The sequence below is a fragment of the Allobosea sp. P4_C6 genome (assembly GCF_056402015.1).
Window position 1 is genome coordinate 105,746 of the sequence record NZ_JBFUIF010000001.1, and the last position, 21,420, is coordinate 127,165.

22 protein-coding genes are annotated in these 21,420 nt (G+C 66.9%); 6 read left to right on the top strand and 16 right to left on the bottom strand.

Going from position 1 to position 21,420, the window contains the following annotated elements; all coding sequences use genetic code 11:
• The first annotated feature begins 82 nt into the window (after positions 1-82).
• The 3 genes from AC1DVA_RS00560 (at position 83) to AC1DVA_RS00570 (ending at position 2,632) form a co-directional block, all read left to right on the top strand.
• Positions 83-487: an arsenate-mycothiol transferase ArsC gene (locus AC1DVA_RS00560; RefSeq protein ID WP_265052003.1), complete on the top strand. Its 405-nt coding sequence runs from the start codon at positions 83-85 to the stop codon at positions 485-487.
• A gap of 346 nt (positions 488-833) precedes the next feature.
• On the top strand, positions 834-1,178 hold the full coding sequence (locus tag AC1DVA_RS00565; protein WP_476804621.1) for a hypothetical protein: 345 nt from the start codon (positions 834-836) through the stop codon (positions 1,176-1,178).
• Positions 1,175-2,632, top strand: a complete 1,458-nt coding sequence (locus tag AC1DVA_RS00570) for a methyl-accepting chemotaxis protein (RefSeq protein ID WP_265052005.1) — start codon at positions 1,175-1,177, stop codon at positions 2,630-2,632. Before AC1DVA_RS00565 ends, AC1DVA_RS00570 begins: the two co-directional genes overlap by 4 nt.
• A 1-nt stretch (position 2,633) precedes the next feature.
• On the opposite strand, the gene AC1DVA_RS00575 is transcribed toward AC1DVA_RS00570, so the two are convergent.
• The 6 genes from AC1DVA_RS00575 to AC1DVA_RS00600 all read right to left on the bottom strand — a co-directional run bounded on the left by AC1DVA_RS00575 (position 2,634) and on the right by AC1DVA_RS00600 (position 10,522).
• Positions 2,634-3,851 (bottom strand): phosphopentomutase, encoded by a 1,218-nt coding sequence (locus tag AC1DVA_RS00575; protein ID WP_476804622.1) that lies wholly within the window; start codon positions 3,849-3,851, stop codon positions 2,634-2,636.
• Positions 3,852-3,853: 2 nt separating this feature from the next.
• The gene (locus AC1DVA_RS00580) at positions 3,854-5,488 is read right to left on the bottom strand and encodes an ABC transporter ATP-binding protein (protein ID WP_476804623.1); all 1,635 of its coding nucleotides are present in this window, start codon (positions 5,486-5,488) and stop codon (positions 3,854-3,856) included.
• Entirely contained in the window at positions 5,485-6,660 is a 1,176-nt protein-coding gene (locus AC1DVA_RS00585; protein WP_476804624.1) for an ABC transporter permease, read from the bottom strand. The genes AC1DVA_RS00580 and AC1DVA_RS00585 overlap by 4 nt, the downstream gene beginning before the upstream one ends.
• Positions 6,661-6,662: 2 nt before the next feature.
• Positions 6,663-7,748, bottom strand: coding sequence for a microcin C ABC transporter permease YejB (locus tag AC1DVA_RS00590; RefSeq protein ID WP_265052009.1), 1,086 nt, complete (start codon positions 7,746-7,748; stop codon positions 6,663-6,665).
• Between the two features lie 172 nt (positions 7,749-7,920).
• The gene (locus AC1DVA_RS00595; RefSeq protein ID WP_265052010.1) at positions 7,921-9,789 is read right to left on the bottom strand and encodes an extracellular solute-binding protein; all 1,869 of its coding nucleotides are present in this window, start codon (positions 9,787-9,789) and stop codon (positions 7,921-7,923) included.
• Positions 9,790-9,979: 190 nt separating this feature from the next.
• Positions 9,980-10,522, bottom strand: a complete 543-nt coding sequence (locus AC1DVA_RS00600; RefSeq protein WP_265052011.1) for a c-type cytochrome — start codon at positions 10,520-10,522, stop codon at positions 9,980-9,982.
• A gap of 203 nt (positions 10,523-10,725) precedes the next feature.
• On the opposite strand from AC1DVA_RS00600, the gene AC1DVA_RS00605 reads away from it, so the two are divergent.
• Together AC1DVA_RS00605 and AC1DVA_RS00610 are read left to right on the top strand one after the other, a co-directional pair.
• The gene (locus AC1DVA_RS00605) at positions 10,726-11,460 is read left to right on the top strand and encodes a 3-deoxy-manno-octulosonate cytidylyltransferase (RefSeq protein WP_265052012.1); all 735 of its coding nucleotides are present in this window, start codon (positions 10,726-10,728) and stop codon (positions 11,458-11,460) included.
• Between the two features lie 16 nt (positions 11,461-11,476).
• The gene (locus AC1DVA_RS00610; protein ID WP_265052013.1) at positions 11,477-12,331 is read left to right on the top strand and encodes a prephenate dehydratase; all 855 of its coding nucleotides are present in this window, start codon (positions 11,477-11,479) and stop codon (positions 12,329-12,331) included.
• Between the two features lie 42 nt (positions 12,332-12,373).
• Here AC1DVA_RS00610 and AC1DVA_RS00615 read toward each other — a convergent pair whose 3' ends face one another.
• The 9 genes from AC1DVA_RS00615 to AC1DVA_RS00655 form a co-directional block, all read right to left on the bottom strand.
• Positions 12,374-12,604: a hypothetical protein gene (locus tag AC1DVA_RS00615; RefSeq protein ID WP_265052014.1), complete on the bottom strand. Its 231-nt coding sequence runs from the start codon at positions 12,602-12,604 to the stop codon at positions 12,374-12,376.
• Positions 12,605-12,609: 5 nt separating this feature from the next.
• Entirely contained in the window at positions 12,610-12,837 is a 228-nt protein-coding gene (locus AC1DVA_RS00620) for a helix-turn-helix domain-containing protein (RefSeq protein WP_442864902.1), read from the bottom strand.
• Between the two features lie 163 nt (positions 12,838-13,000).
• Entirely contained in the window at positions 13,001-13,405 is a 405-nt protein-coding gene (gene hpxZ, locus AC1DVA_RS00625; protein WP_320109535.1) for an oxalurate catabolism protein HpxZ, read from the bottom strand.
• A complete protein-coding gene (locus tag AC1DVA_RS00630) occupies positions 13,402-14,574 on the bottom strand; it encodes an amidase (protein WP_476804625.1) in 1,173 nt (390 codons plus the stop codon). The genes hpxZ and AC1DVA_RS00630 overlap by 4 nt, the downstream gene beginning before the upstream one ends.
• 54 nt (positions 14,575-14,628) lie before the next feature.
• A complete protein-coding gene (gene nudC / locus AC1DVA_RS00635; RefSeq protein ID WP_265052016.1) occupies positions 14,629-15,585 on the bottom strand; it encodes an NAD(+) diphosphatase in 957 nt (318 codons plus the stop codon).
• A gap of 43 nt (positions 15,586-15,628) precedes the next feature.
• The gene (mmsB, locus tag AC1DVA_RS00640; RefSeq protein ID WP_476804626.1) at positions 15,629-16,516 is read right to left on the bottom strand and encodes a 3-hydroxyisobutyrate dehydrogenase; all 888 of its coding nucleotides are present in this window, start codon (positions 16,514-16,516) and stop codon (positions 15,629-15,631) included.
• Positions 16,517-16,632: 116 nt separating this feature from the next.
• Positions 16,633-17,787: an isobutyryl-CoA dehydrogenase gene (locus tag AC1DVA_RS00645; protein WP_476804627.1), complete on the bottom strand. Its 1,155-nt coding sequence runs from the start codon at positions 17,785-17,787 to the stop codon at positions 16,633-16,635.
• A complete protein-coding gene (locus AC1DVA_RS00650; RefSeq protein WP_476804628.1) occupies positions 17,784-18,341 on the bottom strand; it encodes a hypothetical protein in 558 nt (185 codons plus the stop codon). Before AC1DVA_RS00650 ends, AC1DVA_RS00645 begins: the two co-directional genes overlap by 4 nt.
• A 23-nt stretch (positions 18,342-18,364) precedes the next feature.
• A complete protein-coding gene (locus tag AC1DVA_RS00655; protein ID WP_476804629.1) occupies positions 18,365-19,861 on the bottom strand; it encodes a CoA-acylating methylmalonate-semialdehyde dehydrogenase in 1,497 nt (498 codons plus the stop codon).
• A gap of 123 nt (positions 19,862-19,984) precedes the next feature.
• Here AC1DVA_RS00655 and AC1DVA_RS00660 point away from each other — a divergent pair, with 123 nt between their 5' ends.
• Entirely contained in the window at positions 19,985-20,914 is a 930-nt protein-coding gene (locus AC1DVA_RS00660) for a LysR family transcriptional regulator (protein ID WP_476804630.1), read from the top strand.
• A gap of 19 nt (positions 20,915-20,933) precedes the next feature.
• Here AC1DVA_RS00660 and AC1DVA_RS00665 read toward each other — a convergent pair whose 3' ends face one another.
• Positions 20,934-21,383: a MarR family winged helix-turn-helix transcriptional regulator gene (locus AC1DVA_RS00665; protein ID WP_265052022.1), complete on the bottom strand. Its 450-nt coding sequence runs from the start codon at positions 21,381-21,383 to the stop codon at positions 20,934-20,936.
• Between the last annotated feature and the right edge of the window lie 37 nt (positions 21,384-21,420).

Below are 21,420 nucleotides of genomic sequence, written 5' to 3' on the forward strand. Positions count from 1 at the left end.
AGGCGAGGTGGAAGCCGGTTCGCGTGAAGAAAATGCGCCGAATGCACGGCCTCTGCCGCGCAAGGTCCAGAGCGTGCTCTTCATGTGCGCGATGAACGCCGTGCGCTCGCCGATGGCGGAGGCGCTGGCCAAGCACTTCTTCGGCAAATCGATCTACGTCCAGTCGGCCGGCGCCCGCAAAGGCGAGGCGGACGGTTTCGCTCTCGAGGTTCTCGATGAGATCGGCATCGATCTGAGCCGCCACAAGCCGAAATCGATCGAGGAGCTGGAGGAGTGGGAGGGGCTCAACTTCGACCTGATCGTTACGCTCTCGCCGGAAGCCCACCACAAGGCGCTGGACCTGACCCGCACCCATGCCGCCGAGGTCGAATACTGGCCGACCGTCGATCCGACGGTGTTCCAGGGCTCCCGGGAGCAGAAGCTCGATGCCTATCGCGATGTCCGCGACGCGCTGATCAAGCGGATCAAGCAGCGTTTGCAGACGTGACGCGTCTTGCAGTGCCGGCGGATACCTGATGGATCATGAAGGCGTAGCCTTCGGTATGCCGAAGCGCGCAGCAGGATCGGGGCAACGAAGGCGGCTTGATGCTTCCCTCCGGCAGAGGCGAGGTGGTGCGTTCAGCAAGTCTGGGTTTCAATGTGTATTGCAACTAAAGGTTGCAGATTTCGCCTGGCATGGAAATGTAAATTCGCGCCTGGCTGGTGAATTGCTGTTGAAGCCCGCTGAACCGCTTAAGTAAAACTTTACGGGGCTGGGCTTGTGTGACGGCGAGCGGCCGTCCTTCCACTGGTTCCTGTCCATGCCTTCCACGCCTAGTCTGGAACCTTGCGCGGTGCGCGAGGAGAAGCTGTCTTTTTTCGACGGCTTCCTGGTCGCCTGCATCTGCTTGATCGTCAGCTTCGGAGCCTTGGCGAGCCTCCCGCGCGCGCAGGACGGTCTTGTGCCGGTGGCGATCGTCTTCCCGCCTTGGGTCGCCGGTTCCGAAGCGGTCGCGCTCAGTTTCGCCGCCGGTCACCAAGTGCTGCGTAGCGGACGTCTGTCTTCGGTCGTCGTGGTCGCGCCCGCCGCTTCGGCAGGCGAACTGCGGCCGCTGCCGAAGGGCGCATGGTTCTCTTTGGCTCTGGCTGGGCTTGCCGGATGTCTCGATGCCGCTGGCGGAACGGGGTCTTCGCGATGATCTGGTCCCTGTCGGTCGTCCGCCGCCGGGTCGCGCAAGCCCTGCTCGTTCTCGGGCTGCTGCATGTGCCGCTGCTGGCGCTCGCCTTCTGGGCGCACGGCACCGAGGGAGTCGTTCCGGTCTCGGTCGCGGCACTGGCGATCCTCGTCGCGCTGGCGTCGTATCGCTTGAGCGGCCCGGCGATGGTGACCCAGCTCGTCATCGCTACCGTGCTGATCGGGCAGGTCTCGATCCTGGTGTTCAGTTTCGCCGGCCATCCCTGGCAGCCCGACATGCATATGTATTACTTCGCGATCCTGGCGCTGCTCGCCGGGTTCTGCGACTGGCGGCCGATCCTGATGGGAGCCGTGCTGACGGCCCTGCACCATCTCGTGCTGCAATATGCGCTGCCGGCCGCGGTGTTCTTCCAGGGGGCCAGCCTGCTGCGGGTGCTGCTGCACGCCGTGATCGTCATCATCGAGACCGCCTTCCTCGCCGTGTTCGCGGTGATCCTGCAGCGCATGTTCACGATGAACGAGGCCAATCTCGCGCGGGCCGAGGCCGTGGCAGAGCGCGAGCGCATCGCGGGCGAAAAGGAACGCGGCCTGGCGGAGGAACTCGGCCGCCGGGCGGAAATGCTGCGCGGCGTTGTCTCCGGCTTCCATGCCCAGATGGAACAGGCGATGGCCGTGCTCGACCATTCCGCGGTGGCGATGAAGGCCGAGGCCGGCACGCTGATCGGCACCTCCGACCATGTGCGTCGGCAGACCGCACTGGTTTCCGCCTCGGCCGCGACCACCATGGAGAGCATTGATCATCTCTCGGCCGCGAGCACCGAGCTCGTCGCCTCCATCGGCGAGATCGGCCGCAACGCGGAGCACTCGGCCGATGGCTCGAAATCGGCGGCCTCATTGGCGCGTCACGCGAGCGCCGAGATCGAGAACCTGACGCATAGCAGCGAAAATGTTGGCGCCGTCGTCGAGATCATCCGTGGCATCGCGGCGCAGACCAGCATGCTCGCCCTCAACGCCACGATCGAGGCGGCGCGTGCCGGCGAGATGGGGCGCGGCTTTGCCGTCGTCGCGAGCGAGGTGAAGACGCTCTCGGCCCAGACCGCCAAGGCGACCGACGAGGTCTCCCACCAGATCGGCGCGATGCAGCAGGCTTCGCATCGTTCGCTGAAGGCGATCCGCGACATCGTCGAGGCGATCGGCGAGGTCGAGAGCGTCGCCAATGCGATTGCGCTCTCGGTCGACGAGCAGAGCCGTGCCACGGCCGAGATCGCTCATCAGGTCAGGCTGTCCTTCCAGGGCGCCCAGCGCAGCGCCGATGTCGCCGGCGGCTTCGAGGTGATGACCCGGCAGACCCATGGCGCCGCGCAGCAGTTGCAGGGCGCTGCGAATGCGCTGGCTCAGCAGGCGCAGGATATCCGCCGCGAGGTCGCCAGCTTCTGCAATCGTGTCGCTGCGGCCTGACCTACCAGTGGCGCCCGGGGCCGACCGGGCCGATGCCGAGGAAGACGCCGAGGCTTGCCGCGATATCGGCGAAGCTCTCGCGCCGCCCCAGCGGCTCCGGCGCGATGCCGGGCCCGAAGGCAAGGATCGGCACATGCTCGCGGGTATGGTCGCTGCCGCGCCAGCTCGGATCATTGCCGTGGTCCGCGGTAATGACGGCGATGTCGCCGGGCTTCAGCGCGGCCTCGATATGCGGAAGCAGGCGGTCGAAGGCTTCCAGCGCTGCCGCATAGCCGGGAATGTCGCGGCGATGGCCGAACTCGGTGTCGAAATCGACGAGGTTGACGAAGCAGAAGCCGCCATCGGGCAGCCCGTCCCAGGCTTGGAGAGCCGCCTCGACCATGGCCGCGTTGCCGAAGGGCTTGATCTCCTCGCCGGTGGCGCGATGCGCGAAGATGTCTCCGATCTTGCCGACGGTGACGACCTTGCGCCCCTGTGCCGTCAGCCGGTCCAGCAGCGTCTCGTTCGGCGGCGGGATCGAGAAGTCCTTGCGGTTGCCCGTGCGGGTGAAGCCGTCCTCAGGCGAGCCGACGAAGGGCCGGGCGATCACGCGCCCGATCCGCAGGGGATCGACGAGGCCGCGCACCGTCTTGCAGAGCGCGTAGAGCCGATCGAGCCCGAAATGCTCCTCATGCGCCGCGATCTGCAGCACGGAATCGACCGAGGTGTAGCAGATCGGCTTGCCTGTCCGGATATGCTCGGGCCCGAGTTCCTCGATGATCGCCGTGCCCGACGCATGCCTGTTGCCGAGGATGCCGGGCAGGGCGCCTTCCTTGACGATTCCGGCGACCAACTCTCCGGGAAACGAATTCTCGAGTTCGGTGAAATAACCCCAGGGAAAGGATACCGGGCAGCCCGCGATCTCCCAATGGCCGGACGGCGTGTCCTTGCCCTGGCTGACCTCGACGCCATAGCCCCAGCGTCCCTGCGGCTGCGCCGGCTTCGCGATGCCGGCGAGGGGGCGGCCGGTCGAGGCTTCGCTGGCATGGGCGAGGCCGAGACGGGCGAGGTTCGGCAGCTTCAGTGGCCCGCTGCGCAAGCCCTCGCGATCGCCACGGCCATCGGTGCAGGCTTCGGCGATATGGCCGAGCGTGTCGGAGCCCTCGTCGCCATAGGCGGCGGCATCCTGCGCGCCGCCACAGCCGACCGAATCCAGCACGATCAGGATGGCGCGGGCCATGTTTACTCCCTCACGGCGGCGGCGCTGGCGACTGCCGGTTCGAGATTAAGCGCGGCCGCCAGCAGCGCCTGTGTGTAGGCCTCGCGCGGCTGGGCGAAGATCGCCTCCGCCGGACCTTCCTCGACGACCTTGCCGTTCTGCATCACCAGCACCCGGTGCGACAGCGCCCTGACGACCTTGAGGTCGTGGCTGATGAAGAGATAACCCAGTTTTCGCTTGGCCTGCAGTCCGCGCAGCAATTCGACGATCTGCGCCTGGACGGACATGTCGAGCGCCGAGGTCGGCTCGTCCAGCACGACGAATTTGGGATTGAGCGCCATGGCCCGCGCAATCGCGATGCGCTGGCGTTGTCCGCCGGAGAACTCGTGCGGGTAGCGGTCCATCGCCGCCGGATCCAGGCCCACATCGATGAGCGCCTGCGCCACGATCTCTCGCTGGCGCGGATAGGTGAGGTCCGGCTGCTGGATCGCGAGCCCTTCCGCCACGATCTCGGCGACCGACATGCGCGGCGAGAGCGAGCCGTAGGGGTCCTGGAAGACGACCTGCAGATTCTTGCGCTTCGGCCTGACCTCGCGGCTGGAGAGCCCGTCGATGCGATCGCCGAGGAAGACGATCGGCCCCTCCGAGGAGATCAGCCTGAGGATGGCGAGGCCAAGCGTCGTCTTGCCCGAGCCGGACTCGCCGACCACGCCCAGCGTCTCGCCCTCGCGGACTTTGACCGAGATGCCGTCGACCGCCTTCACATAGCCGGTGACGCGGCGCATCAGGCCTGACTTGATCGGGAACCAGACCTTGACCGGCCCGGCTTCGAGCAATGTCGTGGCGTCCGCTGGCACCGGCTCAGGGCGCCCCTTCGGCTCGGCTGCGAGCAGGCGCTTGGTATAGTCATGCTGCGGGTTGGCGAAGATTTCCGCGACCGGACCCTGCTCGACGATTTTGCCCTTCAGCATCACGCAGACCCGGTCGGCGATGCGCCGGACGATGCCGAGATCGTGGGTGATGAACAGCATCGCCATGCCCAACCGGCCCTGGAGCTCCTTGAGCAGCTTCAGGATCTGCGCCTGCACGGTGACGTCGAGCGCCGTCGTCGGCTCGTCGGCGATGAGCAACTCCGGCTCGTTGGCGAGCGCCATCGCGATCATCACGCGCTGGCGCTGCCCGCCGGAAAGCTGGTGCGGATAGGCGCCGAGCCGGCTCGCGGCTTCGCGGATGCCGACGAGTTCCAACAGCTCCAGCGTCCGGGCGCGCGCCTTCTCGCCGCGCAGGCCCTTGTGCAGTTCGAGGATCTCGCCGATCTGCCGCTCGATCGGGTGCAGCGGGTTGAGCGAGGTCATCGGCTCCTGGAACACCATGGTGATGTCGTTGCCGCGCACCTTGCGCATCGCATTCTCGTCGGCCGCGATCAGGTCCTGCCCGTTGAACAGCACCTTGCCGGAAGGGTGATGCGCCGCCGGATAGTTCAGGAGCTTCAGGATCGACAGGGCCGAGACCGATTTGCCGGAACCGGATTCGCCGACCAGCGCCAGCGTCTCGCCCTTGGCGACGGAGAAGGAGATATGGTCGACCGCGAGCGTCTCGCGCCCGCCTTGGCGGAAGGCGACGGAGAGGTCTTCGACGGAGAGAAGCGGCGCGCTCATGCGAAGGTCTTCCGCGGGTCGAAGGCGTCGCGCACCGCTTCGCCGATGAAGATCAGCAGCGACAGCATCAATGCAATCACGGCGAAGCCGGAGAGGCCGAGCCAGGGCGCCTGAAGGTTCGCCTTGCCCTGCGCCAGCAACTCGCCAAGCGAGGGCGAGCCCGGCGGCAGGCCGAAGCCGAGGAAGTCGAGCGATGTCAGCGTGGTGATCGAGCCGTTGAGGATAAAGGGCAGGAAGGTCAGCGTCGCCACCATCGCGTTGGGCAGGAGATGCCGGACCATGATCGTGCGATTGGAAAGCCCGAGCGCGCGCGCCGCCCGCACATATTCGAAGTTGCGCGCCCGCAGGAACTCGGCCCGCACCACGCCGACCAGCGCCACCCAGGAGAACAGCAGGAGGATGCCGAGCAGCACGAAGAAGCTCGGCGTGATGATGGCGGCCACGATGATCAGCAGGTAAAGCGCGGGGATAGAGGTCCAGATCTCGATCAGCCGCTGGAAGATCAGGTCGGTCCAGCCGCCGAAATAGCCCTGGATGGCGCCGGCGGCGATGCCGATCACCGAGGAGAAGGCGCACAGGATCAGCCCGAACAGCACCGAGATGCGGAAGCCGTAGATCAATCGCGCGACCACGTCGCGGCCCTGGTCGTCGGTGCCGAGCCAGTTCCATTCGAGGTCGCGGCAGGTGGAGCCACCTGTGCGCTGCGCGATCGGCTTGCACTGCTCGTCCTTGAGCATCCAGGTCGGCGGGGCCGGGGCGGGGACGGGCAGGTCGAGATTATGCGTGCGGTAGGAGTAGCGGATCGGCGGCCAGATCGCGAAGCCGTTGGCGGCGATCTCCTTGGCGATCACCGGGTCGCGGTAATCGGTGGTGGCGAGGAAGCCGCCGAACTTCTCCTCCGGATAGTTCATCGCGACCGGGAACAGCCATTCGCCCTTGTAGCGCACGGCCAGCGGCTGGTCGTTGGCGATGAACTCCGCGACCAGCGAGAGCAGGAACAGGGCGAGGAAGAGCCAGAGCGACCACCAGCCGCGCCTGTTGGCCTTGAAGTTGTTCAACCGGCGCCGGTTGATCGGCGAGAGCTTGAGCCAGCCCTGCTTGGCCTCGGCCGGCGCGAGCGGAATGTCGCCGCGCAGGGCCGGGGGCGGAGCGTCGATCAGCGTGTCGCTCATGCTCACGCCTCCCGGCTTTCGAAGTCGATGCGGGGATCGACCCAGCTATAGGTCAGGTCGGTGATCAGGTGCACGACGAGGCCGATCAGCGAGAAGATGTAGAGATTGGCGAAGACGACGGGATAGTCGCGGTTGACGATCGCCTCGAAGGAGAGAAGCCCGAGCCCGTCGAGCGAGAAGATCGTCTCGATCAGCAGCGAGCCAGCGAAGAGCGCGTGCACGAAGGCGCCGGGGAAGCCGGCGATGACGATCAGCATGGCATTGCGGAAGACATGGCCGTAGAGCACGCCGCGTTCCGACAGCCCCTTCATCCGCGCGGTCAGCACGTACTGCTTCCGGATCTCGTCGAGGAACGAGTTCTTCGTCAACAGCGTCGAGGTGGCGAAGGCGCCGAGCGCCATGGCCAGCACCGGCAGCGTGATGTGCCAGAGATAGTCCTTCGCCTTGCCGAAGAGGCTGAGCTCGGACCAGTTGTCCGAGGTCAGGCCCCTGAGCGGGAAGATCTGCCAGAAGGAGCCGCCGGCGAAGAGCACGATCAGCAGAATGGCGAAGAGGAAGCTCGGGATCGCGTATCCGACGATGACGACGGCGCTGGTCCAGGTGTCGAAGCGCGAGCCCTCCTTCACCGCCTTGCGGATGCCGAGCGGGATGGAGATGGCGTAGGAGATCAGCGTCATCCACAGGCCGAGCGTGATCGAGACCGGCAGCTTCTCCTTGATGAGCTGCAGCACCGGCGCATCGCGGAAATAGCTGCGGCCGAAATCGAAGCGGGCGTAATCGCCGAGCATTTTCAGGAAGCGCTCATGCGCCGGCTTGTCGAAGCCGAACTGCTTCTCCAGCTCCTTGATGAAGGCGGGATCGAGCCCCTGCGCGCCGCGATAGGCGGAGGCCTCGCCCTGCGCCCCGGCATCGCCCATCTGGCCGCCGCCGACGCGGTCGGACGCGCCGCTGTTCGGGTTCTGGAGCTGCGAGATCACGCGCTCGACCGGGCCGCCCGGCGCGAACTGCACGATGACGAAGGAGACGAGCAGGATGCCGAACAGCGTCGGCACCATGAGCGCGAGGCGCCGGGCGATATAGCTCAGCATGGGGCTCCGCCGTCATTCCGGGGCAGGCCGCAGGCCTGAGCCCGGAATCCAGAACCGATACCCTTCATCAAGAAGCAGAAACCGTTTGCGCCCCGTCGATCAGTGACATTGGTTCTGGGTTCCGGGCTCTTCGCTTCGCGAAGCCCCGGAATGACGGCGAGTGTCCGCACCATCACGCCTTTCCGATCCGCTTGGCCTTCTCGGCGTCGTACCACCAGATCGCGGGAGCGCCGGAGGAGAATTTCGGCTTGGTCTGCGGCCGGTCGTACATGTCCCAATAGGCCAGCCATTCCTCGTCGTTCCACCACATCGGAATCCAGTAGCGCCCGGCGCGAAGCAGTCTGTCGAGGCATTTCGCGGCGACGACGACCTCGGCATAGCTGTGCGCCTGGCCGATCCTCTCGATCATCGCGTCGATGGCGGGGCTGGAGATGCCGGCGGCATTGCGCGACCCCCTCGTCTTGGCCGCTTCCGAACCGAACACGACGCGTAGCGTGTCGCTGGGGATCGCGCTGCCCGAGAGCGCGCGGCTGATGATGTCGAAGTCGAACTCGTCGATTCGGCGCTGATACTGGGCGGGGTCGACGAGGCGCGAGGTCGCGTTGATGCCGAGGCGCTTGAGATTGGCCTGGAAGGGCTGCGTGTGCGGCTGCAGGGCCGGGTTGGAATCGAGGAACTCGATCTCGAAGGGCTGGCCGTTCGGCAGCTTCAGCACATTGCCGTCGCGCTTGCAGCCGGCGGCACGCAGCATCTCGTCGGCCTTGCGCAGCAGGTTGCGGTCGCTGCCCGAGCCGTCCGAGACCGGCGGCAGGAAGGGCTCGCCGAAGACCTCGTCCGGCACCTTGCCGCGGAAGGGCTCCAGCAGGGCCAGCTCCTCCGGCGAGGGCTTGCCGACCGCCTTGGAATCAGAGTTCTCGAAATAGGACGTCATGCGCTCATAGGAGCCGAACATGATGGTCTTGCGCGTCCATTCGAAGTCGAACGCGAGCCCCAGCGCCTCGCGAATGCGCGGATCGGCGAATTTCTCGCGCCGGGTGTTGTAGATCCAGCCCTGCGAACCGACCGGCTCGGTCTTCGGCAGCGCCTCCTTCTTGACCTTGCCCTCGTGCAGCGCCGGGAAATCATAGCCCGTCGCCCAGATGCGGGAGGTGAACTCTTCCTGGAAAGTGATGACGCCGCTCTTGAACGCCTCGAACGCCACCTGCCGGTCGCGGAAATACTCCCAGCGCACCCGGTCGAAATTATTGGTGCCGACGTTCACCGGCAGGTCCTTGCCCCAATAGTCCGGCACCCGCTCGAACTCGATGAAGCGGCCCTGCTCGAAGCGCCCGACCTTGTAGGCGCCCGAACCCAGCGGCGGTTCCAGCGTCGAGGCGCTGAAATCCCGCGTCGACCAGTATTTCTCCGAGAACACCGGCAGGCCGGCGACGACGAGATGGAGGTCGCGGCTACGCTTGGCTGAGAGCTTCACCACGAGAATGTCGTCGCTCTCGGCCTCGGACGAGACGAGCTCGTTCAGGATCAGCCGGAAGGAGGGATGGCCTTTCGCCTTCAGGATGTTCATCGAGAAGGCGGCGTCTCGTGCCGTCACCCGCGCGCCGTCATGGAAGCGCGCTTCGGGCCGCAGGCGGAAGCGATAGGTCAGCTTGTCCGGCGAGACTGCGACGCTCTTCGCCAGCAGCCCGTAGAGGGAGCCCGGCTCGTCGCCGGAACCGGCCATCAGGCTGTCGAAGCAGGCATCCATGCCGGCCGCGCCATCGCCCTGGAGCACGAAGGTGTTAAGCGTGTTGAAGGTGTCGAAGCTCTGGTTGCCGCCGGCCCGCTTGATCTGGACCGTCAGCAGGCCGCCTTTCGGGGCCTTGGGGTTCACATAGGCGAAATGCGGAAAGTCCGGCGGCAGTGCGAGTTCGCCGAAGGTCGAGAGCCCATGCGACTCGGCATCCTGCGCCAGCGCCGCTCCGGGAAGGCCGGGCAGGGCTCCCGCGACAGTCGCGGCACCTGCGGCTTCCAGCAACCTGCGGCGTGTGATGCGCATCGCCATCGTTTCGCGTCTCCCGTCTGATTCGCAGCCTTCCTATCTCGCCCGCGCGGCTGGATACGGCAATGGCCGGCAAGGATGGGCAAGGATCGGATTGTGCGGGCAAGCCGAAGGCGGGAGCAAGGCGTGGCCAAACAAAAAGCCGGGCAAAAGCCCGGCTTGTCAGCAGCGAATGGTCGCAGTGCCCGGCCGCTCAGGGCTTCGGCAGCGGCTTCGGCGCGTCCGCCAGAGTGTTGAGATAGGCGACCACGTCGGCGCGGGTCTCGGGCTTGCTGATGCCGGCGAAGGCCATCGCGGTGCCGGGCACATAGGCCTTCGGGTTCTTCAGGAAGTGGTCGAGAGCGTCGGCGTCCCAGCTCTTGTCGTTGCGGCCCTTCATCGCGGCCGAATAGCCGAAGCCCGCGACCGAGCCTTCGCTGCGGCCATAAACGTCGAAGAGATGCGGGCCGACCTTGTTGGCGCCCCCCTTCTCGAAGGTATGGCAGGCCTTGCAGGCGCCGGTGGCCTTCTCGCCCTTGGCCGGGTCGGCCTTGGCGAGGCGCACCGCGATCGGCTCCTCGGCTGCAGCCGCAGCGGCGCCACCGCCTGCGGCGGCCGGCTCTTCGCTCGGCAGATCGAAGCCGGTCACGGCAGGCTTCTTCGGCGCGAAGACGATGCCCGCCGCCATGTTGAGGCTCATCACGACAAGCAGCGTGGAGAGAACCGCGCCGGCGATCTTGTTGGCTTCGATATTCATCGTATCCGAACCTTGGTGCCCTCCGCGGCCGAAGCCCGGGAGACGAGATAGCGCATAGCCGAAGTCTCGAAAGCCTCCAGCCTCCGCCGTTGCTTAACCGCTTTGCGCGCTTCATTGCAACTCGTATAAGCACGCTCCGCTTTGAGACTTTTTGACGCCGCCCGCCGCGATCTGCGGCCCTCCAGCCGAGCCCACCCGGAAACATGTCGAATCCGCTGATCCTGATTCCCGCCCGCATGCAGGCGACGCGCCTGCCCGGCAAGCCGCTCGCCGACATCAACGGCGAGCCGATGATCGTGCATGTCTGGCGCCGGGCCGTCGAAGCTGGCGTGGGAGATGTCGCGGTGGCGACCGACACGCCTGAGATCGCCGCCGCCATCGAGGCGGCCGGCGGCAAGGCGGTGATGACCAGCGCCGACCACCAGACGGGTTCGGACCGCATCAAGGAAGCCGCCGACATCCTGGACCCGCAGCGGCGCTACGACATCATCGTCAACGTCCAGGGCGATTTCCCGACGCTGGAGCCGTCTGCGATCGCCGCCGCGGTGAAGCCGCTTGCCGATCCGGCTGTGGATATCGCGACGCTTGCAGGCGTGATCACCGACGAGGAGGAGAAGACGGCGCCGAGCGTCGTGAAGCTCATCGGCAGCGAGATCGCTCCCGGCCATATGCGTGCGCTTTACTTTACGCGCGCGACCGCGCCGGCGGGCGAGGGGCCGCTCTACCATCATGTCGGTCTCTATGCCTATCGCCGCGCCGCGCTCGACCGCTTCGTCAGCCTGCCGCAGTCGCCGCTCGAGCTGCGCGAGAAGCTTGAACAGCTGCGCGCGCTCGAAGACGGCATGCGCATCGACGTCATGGTCATCGACCACGTGCCGCGTGGCGTCGATACACCGCCCGATCTCGATCGCGCCCGCGCGATCCTGAAGTCCCGTTGAGGAGCCTGAGCGTCCAATGTCCTTCGTCGTATCCTACCAGGGTGAGCCCGGAGCCTTCTCTTCCCAGGCGGCTCTCCAGGTGTTTCCGGACTGTGAGCTCCTGCCCTGCGCCACCTTCGAGGATGCGCTCGCCGCGGTCAGCGACGGCAAGGCGCGCTATGGCATGATCCCGATCGACAATTCGATCGCCGGCCGCGTCGCCGACATCCACCATCTGCTGCCGCGCTCGGGCCTGCACATCATCGGCGAGCATTTCCTGCCGATCCGCTTTCACCTGATGGGCGTTCCGGGTGCAACGCTGGCGACGATCCAGACGGTGCAGAGCCATATCCACGCGCTCGGCCAGTGCCGGAAGATCATCCGCAAGCTGGGCCTCAAGGCCGAGGTCGCGGCCGATACGGCCGGCTCCGCCCGCCAGGTCGCGGAAGCCGGCGACGTGACCCGCGCGGCGATCGCCCCGCGCATCGCGGCGGAGGTCTATGGGCTCGATATCCTGATGGAGGACATCGAGGATGAGAAGCACAACACCACTCGCTTCGTCGTGCTCTCGAAATATCCGGAATATGCCCGTCAGGGCGTCGGCAAGACGGTGACGACGCTGATGTTCCGCGTCCGCAACATTCCCGCCGCCCTCTACAAGGCGATGGGCGGTTTCGCCACCAACGGCGTCAACATGACGAAGCTGGAAAGCTACATGGTCGACGGCCTTTTCGCCGCGACCATGTTCTATGCCGATGTCGAGGGGCATCCCGACGATCCGGCGCTCCGGCGCGCGCTCGATGAGCTCTCCTACTTCTCCAAGGAGATGAAGATCATGGGCGTCTATCCCGCCAACGAGTTCCGCTCGACGATCGAGGAAGCCGCCGAGTAAGGCGCTGCCGACGGGTTGCCAGGCCGCGGCGGCGCCCGCCGATCAGCGGGCGAGGCCGTCCTCGATCGCCGCACGCGCGGCAATGAAGGCGGCCGCATGTTCCGGTGTGGCGCCTTGCTGCTGTTCGAGCAGGAGCAGCGCCGTCTCGTAGATCTCCCGGATATCCGCCGGCGTCAGCACGCGCTTGTGGAGAAGGCAGCGCAGCAGTGCCGCCGTGGTGGTCGAGGCGACGAGATGGCCGGCCGCCATCCCGTCCGCGGAAGTCTGGCGCATGGCCATCACTGCCCCGACGTCTGGAGCGCTTCGGGCACGTCATAGCCCTCGGCCGTATAGCTGTTGATCTTGTTGCGCAGCGTGCGGATGGCGATGCCGAGCAGACCGGCGGCATGAGTACGGTTGCCACCGGTTTCGCGCAGCGTGGCGAGAATCAGATCACGTTCGACGTCGGCGACAGGCAGGCCGACGAGTTGCTCCACGATAGCCTGTTCAGGATCGAGGTTATGCATGGTCGCGGTCCTTTCCGAGCCCCCCGGAAGCCCTATCGACCATGCAAGGGGGCGCCCTTGATGGTTAAGGAGTGCTAAAGACAAGGTGCCTAAGAGCCGGCGTGGTCGCCGAAGCGTCCGCTTCGCTCGTCGCGCCCGGCGTCAAATCCGCCTGAAACCGGCCTTACCAGGGGCGTGGCCCCTCCATCGTCGAGACATGGGCCGAGACGACTTTCCAGCCCTGATCGGGGAAGCGCACCCAGGTCTGGCTCTGGCGGCCGACCACCTCGCGCCCGCGCACCTTGAATTCGAGGTTCACCGTGGCAAGGTCGCGGCCGAGCGTCAGGATCTCCAGCCGAATCCGCTTCTCCTTGATGCCCGGCCCCGGCGGACGGGCGACGCGATGGGCATGGATTTCGGAGAAGCCGTAGCCGTTCTCTCCCAGCGCATAGCGGATCGTGTGCGGGCTGTTCCAGAAGGACGCGTCGAGTACATCGACGTCCTTGTCGACCAGCGCCTGCTCGTAGCGCTCGAACAGGGCGCTGATCTCGGCGACGATTTCGGGCAGGTTCGGGGTCAAGTCGGTCACGCGATAGCTTCCATGGCTTGGGCGACGGCGATCAGGCTGGCGTCGGTGCCGCGCCCGCCGATGATCGAGAGGCCGACCGGCGCGCCGTCGATCGTCGCGCCGGGCAGGCTAACCTGCGGCGAGCCGGTCAGGCCGCCTTGGGCGCAAAGGCAGGTGATGCGGTCTCGCATCGGCTGCAGAACAGGCGTGGAGAGGCCGCGCAAGGGCGCGGGAAACGGCGTGGTCGGCAGGCAGAGAATGGTGCCGGGTGGCAGCAGGTGGCGAAGCCGCGCCCTTGCCTCCTCGCGCATCAGCGCCGCCCAGTTGCGCTCGCTCGCCGGAACCTGGGAGCCCGCGATCAGCCCGGCAACGACGCTGAAGGCCATGCGCGGATTGTGCTGCTCGATCCAGGGCTTGAAGGTCTGCCAGGCTTCGACCGGCTGCAGGCTGCGCTGCGCCCGCGCCCAGACCGAGAGGCCCTGCGGGGCCATGATCTCCTCGCGCCCCGGCCCGACGATCCGTTCGAGCTTCTCGACCATCGGCCGCAACGCGGCGCCGACTTCGGGATCGGCGAAGGCGAAGGCATCGACCGCGATGAGCAGCTTCGTCGGCAGCGGCCCCGGCTTCTCGCCGAGCAAGACAGTACCGACCCGCGCGAAGGTCTCGGCGTCGCGTGCGAACCAGCCGACCGTGTCCGAGCTCGGCGCCTGCGGCATCAACCCTGTCAGGTCGAGCCGGCCATGCGTCGGCCTGATGCCATAGAGGCCGCAGAAGCTCGACGGCACGCGCATGGAACCGCCGGTATCCGTGCCCAGCGCGGTGTCGCACAAGCCCGCGGCAACGGCTGCGGCCGAGCCTGAGGACGAGCCGCCCGGCACCCGATCGGGCGCGGCGCTGTTGAGCGGTGTGCCGTCGAAGGCGTTCTCGCCGAGGATGCCGAGCGAAACCTCGTCCGTGATCGTCTTGCCGATCAGGTCGGCGCCGGCGTCGAGCAGCGTCTGCACGACCGAGGCGTGGCGCTCCGGGATGGGATTCGCCTTGGCCCAGTCATGGTTGCCGCCGCCGGTCGGCACTCCGGCCACGTCGAACAAATCCTTGACCGCGAAGGTCAATCCCGACAGCGGACCACCGGGACGGCCGGCAAGGCGGGCGCGGGGCCCGGGAACGAAGGCGTTGGCCGGGTCCGTCATTCAAGGCTCCGCAAAGGCTGGTCTTCAGTGGGATGGCGCAATGCGCGCGGTGCGTCAGATACGCTCGCCCTCGAGCGCCCAGGCTCGCACCAGCGTATTGGCGATGGCGATGTGCTGCGGGCATGCGAGACCGTCCGGGTGCTCGCCGTTCAGCATCTGCAGCACTTCCTCGCGCGGGAACCAGCGCCCGGCTTCCAGCTCGGTCATGTCGAGCGTGATCTCGTCGCCGAGCGCCTCGGCGATGCAGCCGATCATGATCGAGGAGGGGAAGGGCCAGGGCTGCGAGGCGATGTAGCGGACGGCGCCGACCCTGAGGCCAGCCTCCTCCCAGCTTTCGCGCCGGACGGCGTCCTCGAGCGTCTCGCCCGGCTCGACGAACCCGGCGATGCAGGAATACATGCCCGGTGCGAAGCGGGCCTGCCGGGCCAGCAGGCAGGCATCGCCGCGCGTCACCAGCATGATCACGACGGGATCGGTGCGCGGGAAATGCATCGCGCCGCAGGCAGTACATTCGCGCCGCCAGCCCGAGGCGCCGGCCACGGTCGGCCCGCCGCATTGCGCGCAGAAATGGTGGCGGGCATGCCAGTCGAGCACGGCCTTGGCCTCGCCGAGCGGCCCGACCTCGTCCTCCGGCACGATGCGCTTGAGCGCGACCGAGCGCAGATCGGTCAGCAGCAGCTCGGGCCGCTCCTTCAAGGGCTCGATCAGGGCCTTGTCGAGCAGGCGGGCGAAGCGTGGCGTGCCGTCCTCGGTCATGCCGAGGAAGATTTCCTCGGCGGCAGGGCCGAGCATCTCGGTCTCGCCATGGCTGAACCAGACCGAGAAGGCGTCGCCGTCGAGGCGCTTGAGAATCGGCGTTTCGCCGGCCACGGCCACGATGCGCGTGTCCGAACGGTGGCGGAGCGCCGTCACCGCGTCGGGCTTGCTGCGCAAATCCTCGCGCCGGTCGAGCCGGTTGATCGCGAACCCGGTCTGGGAGGAGCGTTCGCGGCGGGCGGGAGCGTCGTTCATGACTCGGGTCTAGACCCGCTCAGCCCCGCCGCGCAAGCGCGTCTCACGCCTGCCCGCGCCCGCGCAGGAGATGGATGATGCCGGAGAAATCCGTGCCACCTTCGCCCCAGGCATTGTGCAGCCCGAAAAGCTGTGCCGCGGCAGCACCGAGCGGCGTCGAGGCGCCGGCCGCCTGCGCCGCTTCCTGCGACAGCTTCAGGTCCTTCAGCATCAGCGCCGAGGCGAAGCCCGGCTTGTAGTCGTTGTTGGCGGGCGAGGTCGGCACCGGGCCCGGCACCGGGCAATAGGTCGTCAGCGACCAGCATTGGCCCGACGAGGTCGAGGCGACATCGAACAGTGCCTGATGCGACAGGCCGAGCTTCTCGGCCAGCACGAAGGCCTCGGAGACGCCGATCATCGAGATGCCGAGGATCATGTTGTTGCAGATCTTGGCGGCCTGTCCGTTGCCGGCGCCGCCGCAATGCACGATCTTGCGGCCCATCTTGGCGAGGATCGGCCCGCCCTGTCCGAACGCTTCTTCCGTCCCGCCGACCATGAAGGTCAGCGTCGCGCCCTTGGCACCGCCGGTGCCGCCCGAGACCGGGGCATCCAGCGAGAGGCAGCCATGGTCGCCAGCGAGCGCATGCGCCTTGCGCGCGCTCTCGACGTCGATGGTCGAGGAATCGATCAGCAGCGTGCCGGGCTTCACCGCCGGCAGGATATCGGCCCAGACCGAGAGCACATGCTTGCCGGCCGGCAGCATGGTGACGATGACCTCGGCATCCGCGACCGCGTCCTTGGCCGAATCCGCGATCCCGACTCCCATCTCCGCGGCGGCATCCTTAGACGCCTGCACGAGATCGAAAGCTTTGACGCTGTGCCCGGCCTTGACGAGGTTGCCGGCCATCGGGCCGCCCATGTTGCCGAGGCCGATGAAGGCGATGTTGGTCATGCTGCGTTTCCTCTCGTCGTTCTTGGTGCCATCTCGGATTGCTCGAAGAGCAGGCCCGAGACCGTCATCAGAAAAAAGCGCTTTCTCGTCTTGCGATCGCGGATTGCCGTTCGGCGTCAATTCCCTTTCGCCCGCCCGACCAGCCCGCGCGCCACGATCATCCGCATCACCTCGTTGGTGCCTTCGAGGATCTGGTGGACGCGCAGGTCGCGGACGATCTTCTCGATGCCGTAATCGGCGAGATAGCCGTAGCCGCCATGGATCTGCAGGGCGTCGTTGGCGACGTCGAAGCCGGTATCGGTGGCGATGCGCTTGGCCATGGCGCAGAGCTTGGTCGCGTCCGGCGCCTTGGCGTCGAGCGCCGAGGCCGCGCGCCACAGCAAGGTGCGGGCCGCTTCCAGCTCGGTCGCCATGTCGGCGAGCTTGAACTGCAGCGCCTGGAAATCGGCGATGGCCGAGCCGAAGGCCTTGCGTTCCTTGGCATAGGCGATGGCCTTGTCGAGTGCGCCCTGCGCGCCGCCGATCGAGCAGGCGCCGATATTGAGCCGCCCGCCGTCCAGGCCGGCCATGGCGATCTTGAAGCCGATCCCTTCCGGGCCGAGCCGGTTCGCCACAGGCACGCGGCAATTCTCCAGGATCACCGCCCGGGTCGGCTGGGCGTTCCAGCCCATCTTCTTCTCGTTGGCGCCGAAGGAGAGGCCGGGCGTGTCCTTCTCGACGACGAGGGTCGAGATGCCCGAGGGGCCGGGTTCGCCGGTGCGCGCCATCACGACGTAGATGTCGGAGACGCCGGCACCGGAGATGAACTGCTTCTGCCCGTCGAGGACGTAATGGTCGCCGTCGAGCGTGGCCTTGGTCTTCAGCGCGGCGGCGTCGGAGCCGGCGCCGGGCTCGGTCAGGCAATAGCTGGCGAGGTGCTCCATCGTGCACAGCTTCGGCAGGAAGCGCTGCCGCTGCTCATCGGAGCCGTAGCGGTCGATCATCCAGGCGCACATGTTGTGGATCGAGATATAGGCCGCGACCGTCGGGCAGCCGGTCGACAGCGCTTCGAAGATCAGGGCGGCGTCGAGGCGCGAGAGGCCGGAGCCGCCGACATCCTCCTGGATATAGATGCCACCCATGCCGAGCGCTGCGGCCGCGCGCATCTCCTCGACCGGGAAATGCTTCTCCTCGTCCCAGCGCATTGCATGGGGGGCGAGCGTCTCTGCGGCGAAATCCTGCGCCATATCGCGGATGGCGATCTGGTCTTCGGTCAGGGAAAACGGGCTCAAGGCTGGCGCTCCTGAAAGCTGGGAGCCGTCCGTTGCGGCTTCGGCGATACGATCTGCCGGCGCTCGGGATAGGCTCCGTCATAGGGTCTGGTGCGGCCGCGATGGGGCGAGCGCGGCGCGTCGAGCGCAACGAAATCGTCGGGAGCGGGCGGCTCGCCCGGCTTGCCGACGAAGACGCGCGGTCCGCCATCCGTCACCACCACGTCGCCATAGGCGAGGTCGCCGCGGCTGATAAAGCTCTCGACCGTCACGGGTGGGGAAGGCGGAGGCGACAGGCTGGCCTCGCGCTCCCGCCTGATCCGATTGTCCTCGATCACCTGCCGGACATGCTCCCGGCTGCGCTGCCGCATCGCCTCGATCCGGCCCTGCAGCAACTGGCGACAGTGACGCTGCTGAGCTTCATCGAGCGTCATGTGCTCGATGAGCCCAGGTTCGCACGAAGCGTCGTCGAAAGGCGGCGAGGCTTCCGCCGCGGACGGCTGGGCCGGCGCGGGCAGCGTCGACCCGCAGAGGAGGGCGAGCGACGATGCGATGATGCGCAGCGATCGCTCCATGGCCTCCTCCGCCGGTGGCGCCGTCAGTTCATCGTCGGGATGACGAAGCTGGCGCCGTCCTTGATACCGCTCGGCCAGCGCGCGGTCACCGTCTTCGTCTTGGTATAGAAGCGGATCGAGTCCGGGCCGTGCTGGTTGAGGTCGCCGAAAGAGGAGCGCTTCCAGCCGCCGAAGGTGTAGTAGGCGAGCGGAACCGGGATCGGCACGTTGATGCCGACCATGCCGACCTGCACCTTCGAGGCGAAATCGCGCGCGGCATCGCCGTCGCGGGTGTAGATCGCGGTGCCGTTGCCGTATTCGTGGTCGTTGGTGAGCTTCAGCGCCTCGTCATAGCTGTCGGCGCGCACGACCGACAGCACCGGCCCGAAGATCTCTTCCTTGTAGATGCGCATGTCCTTGGTGACGTTGTCGAACAGGCAGCCGCCGACATAGAAGCCGTTCTCGTAGCCCTGCATCCTGAAGCCGCGTCCGTCGACGGCGAGCGTCGCGCCTTCCTGCAAGCCGATGTCGACATAGGACTTGATCTTCTCCATCGCCGCCTTGGTGACGACGGGGCCGTAATCGGCCGTCAGATCGGTCGAAGGGCCGACCTTGAGGCTCTCGACGCGCGGGATCAGGCGCTTCACCAGCTCGTCGGCCGTGGCCTTGCCCACGGGAACCGCGACTGAGATCGCCATGCAGCGCTCGCCGGCGGAGCCGTAGCCGGCGCCGATCAGCGCGTCGACCGCCTGGTCCATGTCGGCGTCGGGCATGATGACCATGTGGTTCTTGGCGCCGCCGAAGCACTGCACGCGCTTACCATTGGCGCAGCCGCGGGCGTAGATGTACTCGGCGATCGGCGTCGAGCCGACGAAGCCGATGGCCTTGATCTCGGGATGGTCGAGGATGGCGTCGACCGCTTCCTTGTCGCCGTTGACGACGTTGAGGATGCCGGGAGGGCCGCCCGCCTCGATGAACAGTTCCGCCAGGCGCATCGGCACGCCCGGATCGCGCTCGGAGGGCTTCAGGATGAAGGCGTTGCCGCAGGCGATCGCGGGGCCGAGCTTCCAGAGCGGGATCATCGCCGGGAAGTTGAACGGCGTGATGCCGGCGACGACGCCGAGCGGCTGGCGCAGCGAATAGATGTCGATGCCGGGGCCTGCGCCGTCGGTGAACTCGCCCTTCATCAGGTTGGGGACGCCGAGCGAGAATTCGACGACCTCGACGCCGCGCTGGATGTCGCCCTTGGCGTCGGGAATGGTCTTGCCATGCTCGCGGGCGAGCAGCTCGGCCAGCTCGTCGTTGTTCTGGGCGATGAGGTCGAGGAACTTCATCAGCACGCGGGCGCGGCGCTGCGGGTTGACGGCTGCCCATTTCGGCTGCGCTTCCGCCGCGTTCTGCACGGCGGCGTCGAGTTCGGCGGTGGAGGCGAGGGCGACCTTGCCGATCACGCTGCCGTCCATCGGCTGGAAGATGTCGGAGCTGCGCCCCGAGGTGCCGGCGACCTGCTTGCCGCCGATGAAATGTCCGACCTGACGCATCGCGCCCTCCCTGCGAATTGGTGGTGTTGTGATCTTGCCGACTCCCTACCATTCTCGTTTGTGCACGGCTATAGCGAGTGTTAAACGTCGGTCGTGCAAAAAAACAAATATGGGGAGGACGCCTTGGAGCGCTTCGACTGGGACGATCTCCGTTTCTTTCTGGCTGTGGCGCGATCCGGGCGCCTGACGGCTGCGGCCCGCCGGCTTGGCGCCGATCATGCCACCGTTTCGCGCCGGATCACCTCGCTTGAGGAGGCACTGAAGGCCAAGCTCTTCGAGCGGCGCCCGCAGGGTTATACGCTGACCGCGCATGGCGAGCGCCTGCTCGCCAAGGCCGAGAGCATGGAGACCGAGGCGCTGGCGATCCAGAGCGATATCGGCGGGGCCGACATGGCTTTGTCAGGCACGGTCAGGATCGGGGCGCCCGATGGTTTCGGCACCGCCTTCCTGGCGCCGCGGCTGGCTGCCTTCGCAAGGTCCTATCCCGGGCTCGAAATCCAGCTCATCGCGATGCCCCGGCTGCTCTCGCTGTCGAAACGCGAGGCCGATGTCGCGATCACGCTGGCGCCCCCCAAGGAGGGCAAGGTCGTCGCCCGCAAGCTCTCGGACTATCGCCTCGGCCTCTACGGCTCGCCGGACTATCTCGCGTCGATGCCGCCGGTGACCAAGCCCGACGATCTCTTCGAGCATCGCATCGTCGGTTATATCGACGACCTGATCTTCACGCCCGAACTCGACTATCTCGACGAGGTCGCCAAGGGCTTGCGCGCCCATGTCCAGAGCTCGAGCGTCATCGCGCAGATGAATGCGGTGGTGGCCGGCGCCGGCATCGGCGTGATCCACCACTTCATGGCGGAGGGTGAGCCGCGCCTCGTGCCCGTGCTGCCCGAGACGGTGCAGATCACGCGCTCCTTCTGGCTGCTGGTGCATGCCGATCTGAAGGATGTGGCGCGGGTGCGCGCGATCGTCGACTTCGTCGTGCGCGAGGCGAAGGCGTCGCGTGCCTTGATGCTGGGCGAGCCGAGACAGGAGCAGCGCACTGCGGCCGAATAGCCCGCGGCGCAGCTTTTCCTCAGCCGCGGCGTGGCGGGTCGAGCGGCCGGCCGCTGCGATAGGCATCGAGGAAGCTCTCGGACGAGATCAGATCGGCAAGCGCCCGCAGCCCTTCCGCAACGCCGGGGCCGAGCGTCGCCTCGACCCGGCCATTGGCCTGAGCCCAATGCGAGACGGCCTGCTGCAGGCGCCCCTCGCCAGCCGGCGTCAAGACCGCCCGCTTGCTGCGGCGGTCCTCCAGATCGGCGTGCAGTGCGACCAGCCCGTCCCGCACCAATGGCCGCAATGCGTGGGTGAGGGCCGAGATCTGGATGAGCTGGCGGGCAGCGATCTCGTTGAGCGTCGGCCCCTTTCCGTCTTCCGTCAGGCCGTCGATGGCGACGAGCAGGCCGAACTGCGTCGCCTTCAGGCCGAGCGGCGCGATGGCATCGTCATAGATCTGGCCGAGCCGCCGGGTGGCGCGGCGCATGGCCGTGTTCGTGCAGGCGAGCTGGAAGAACGTCTCC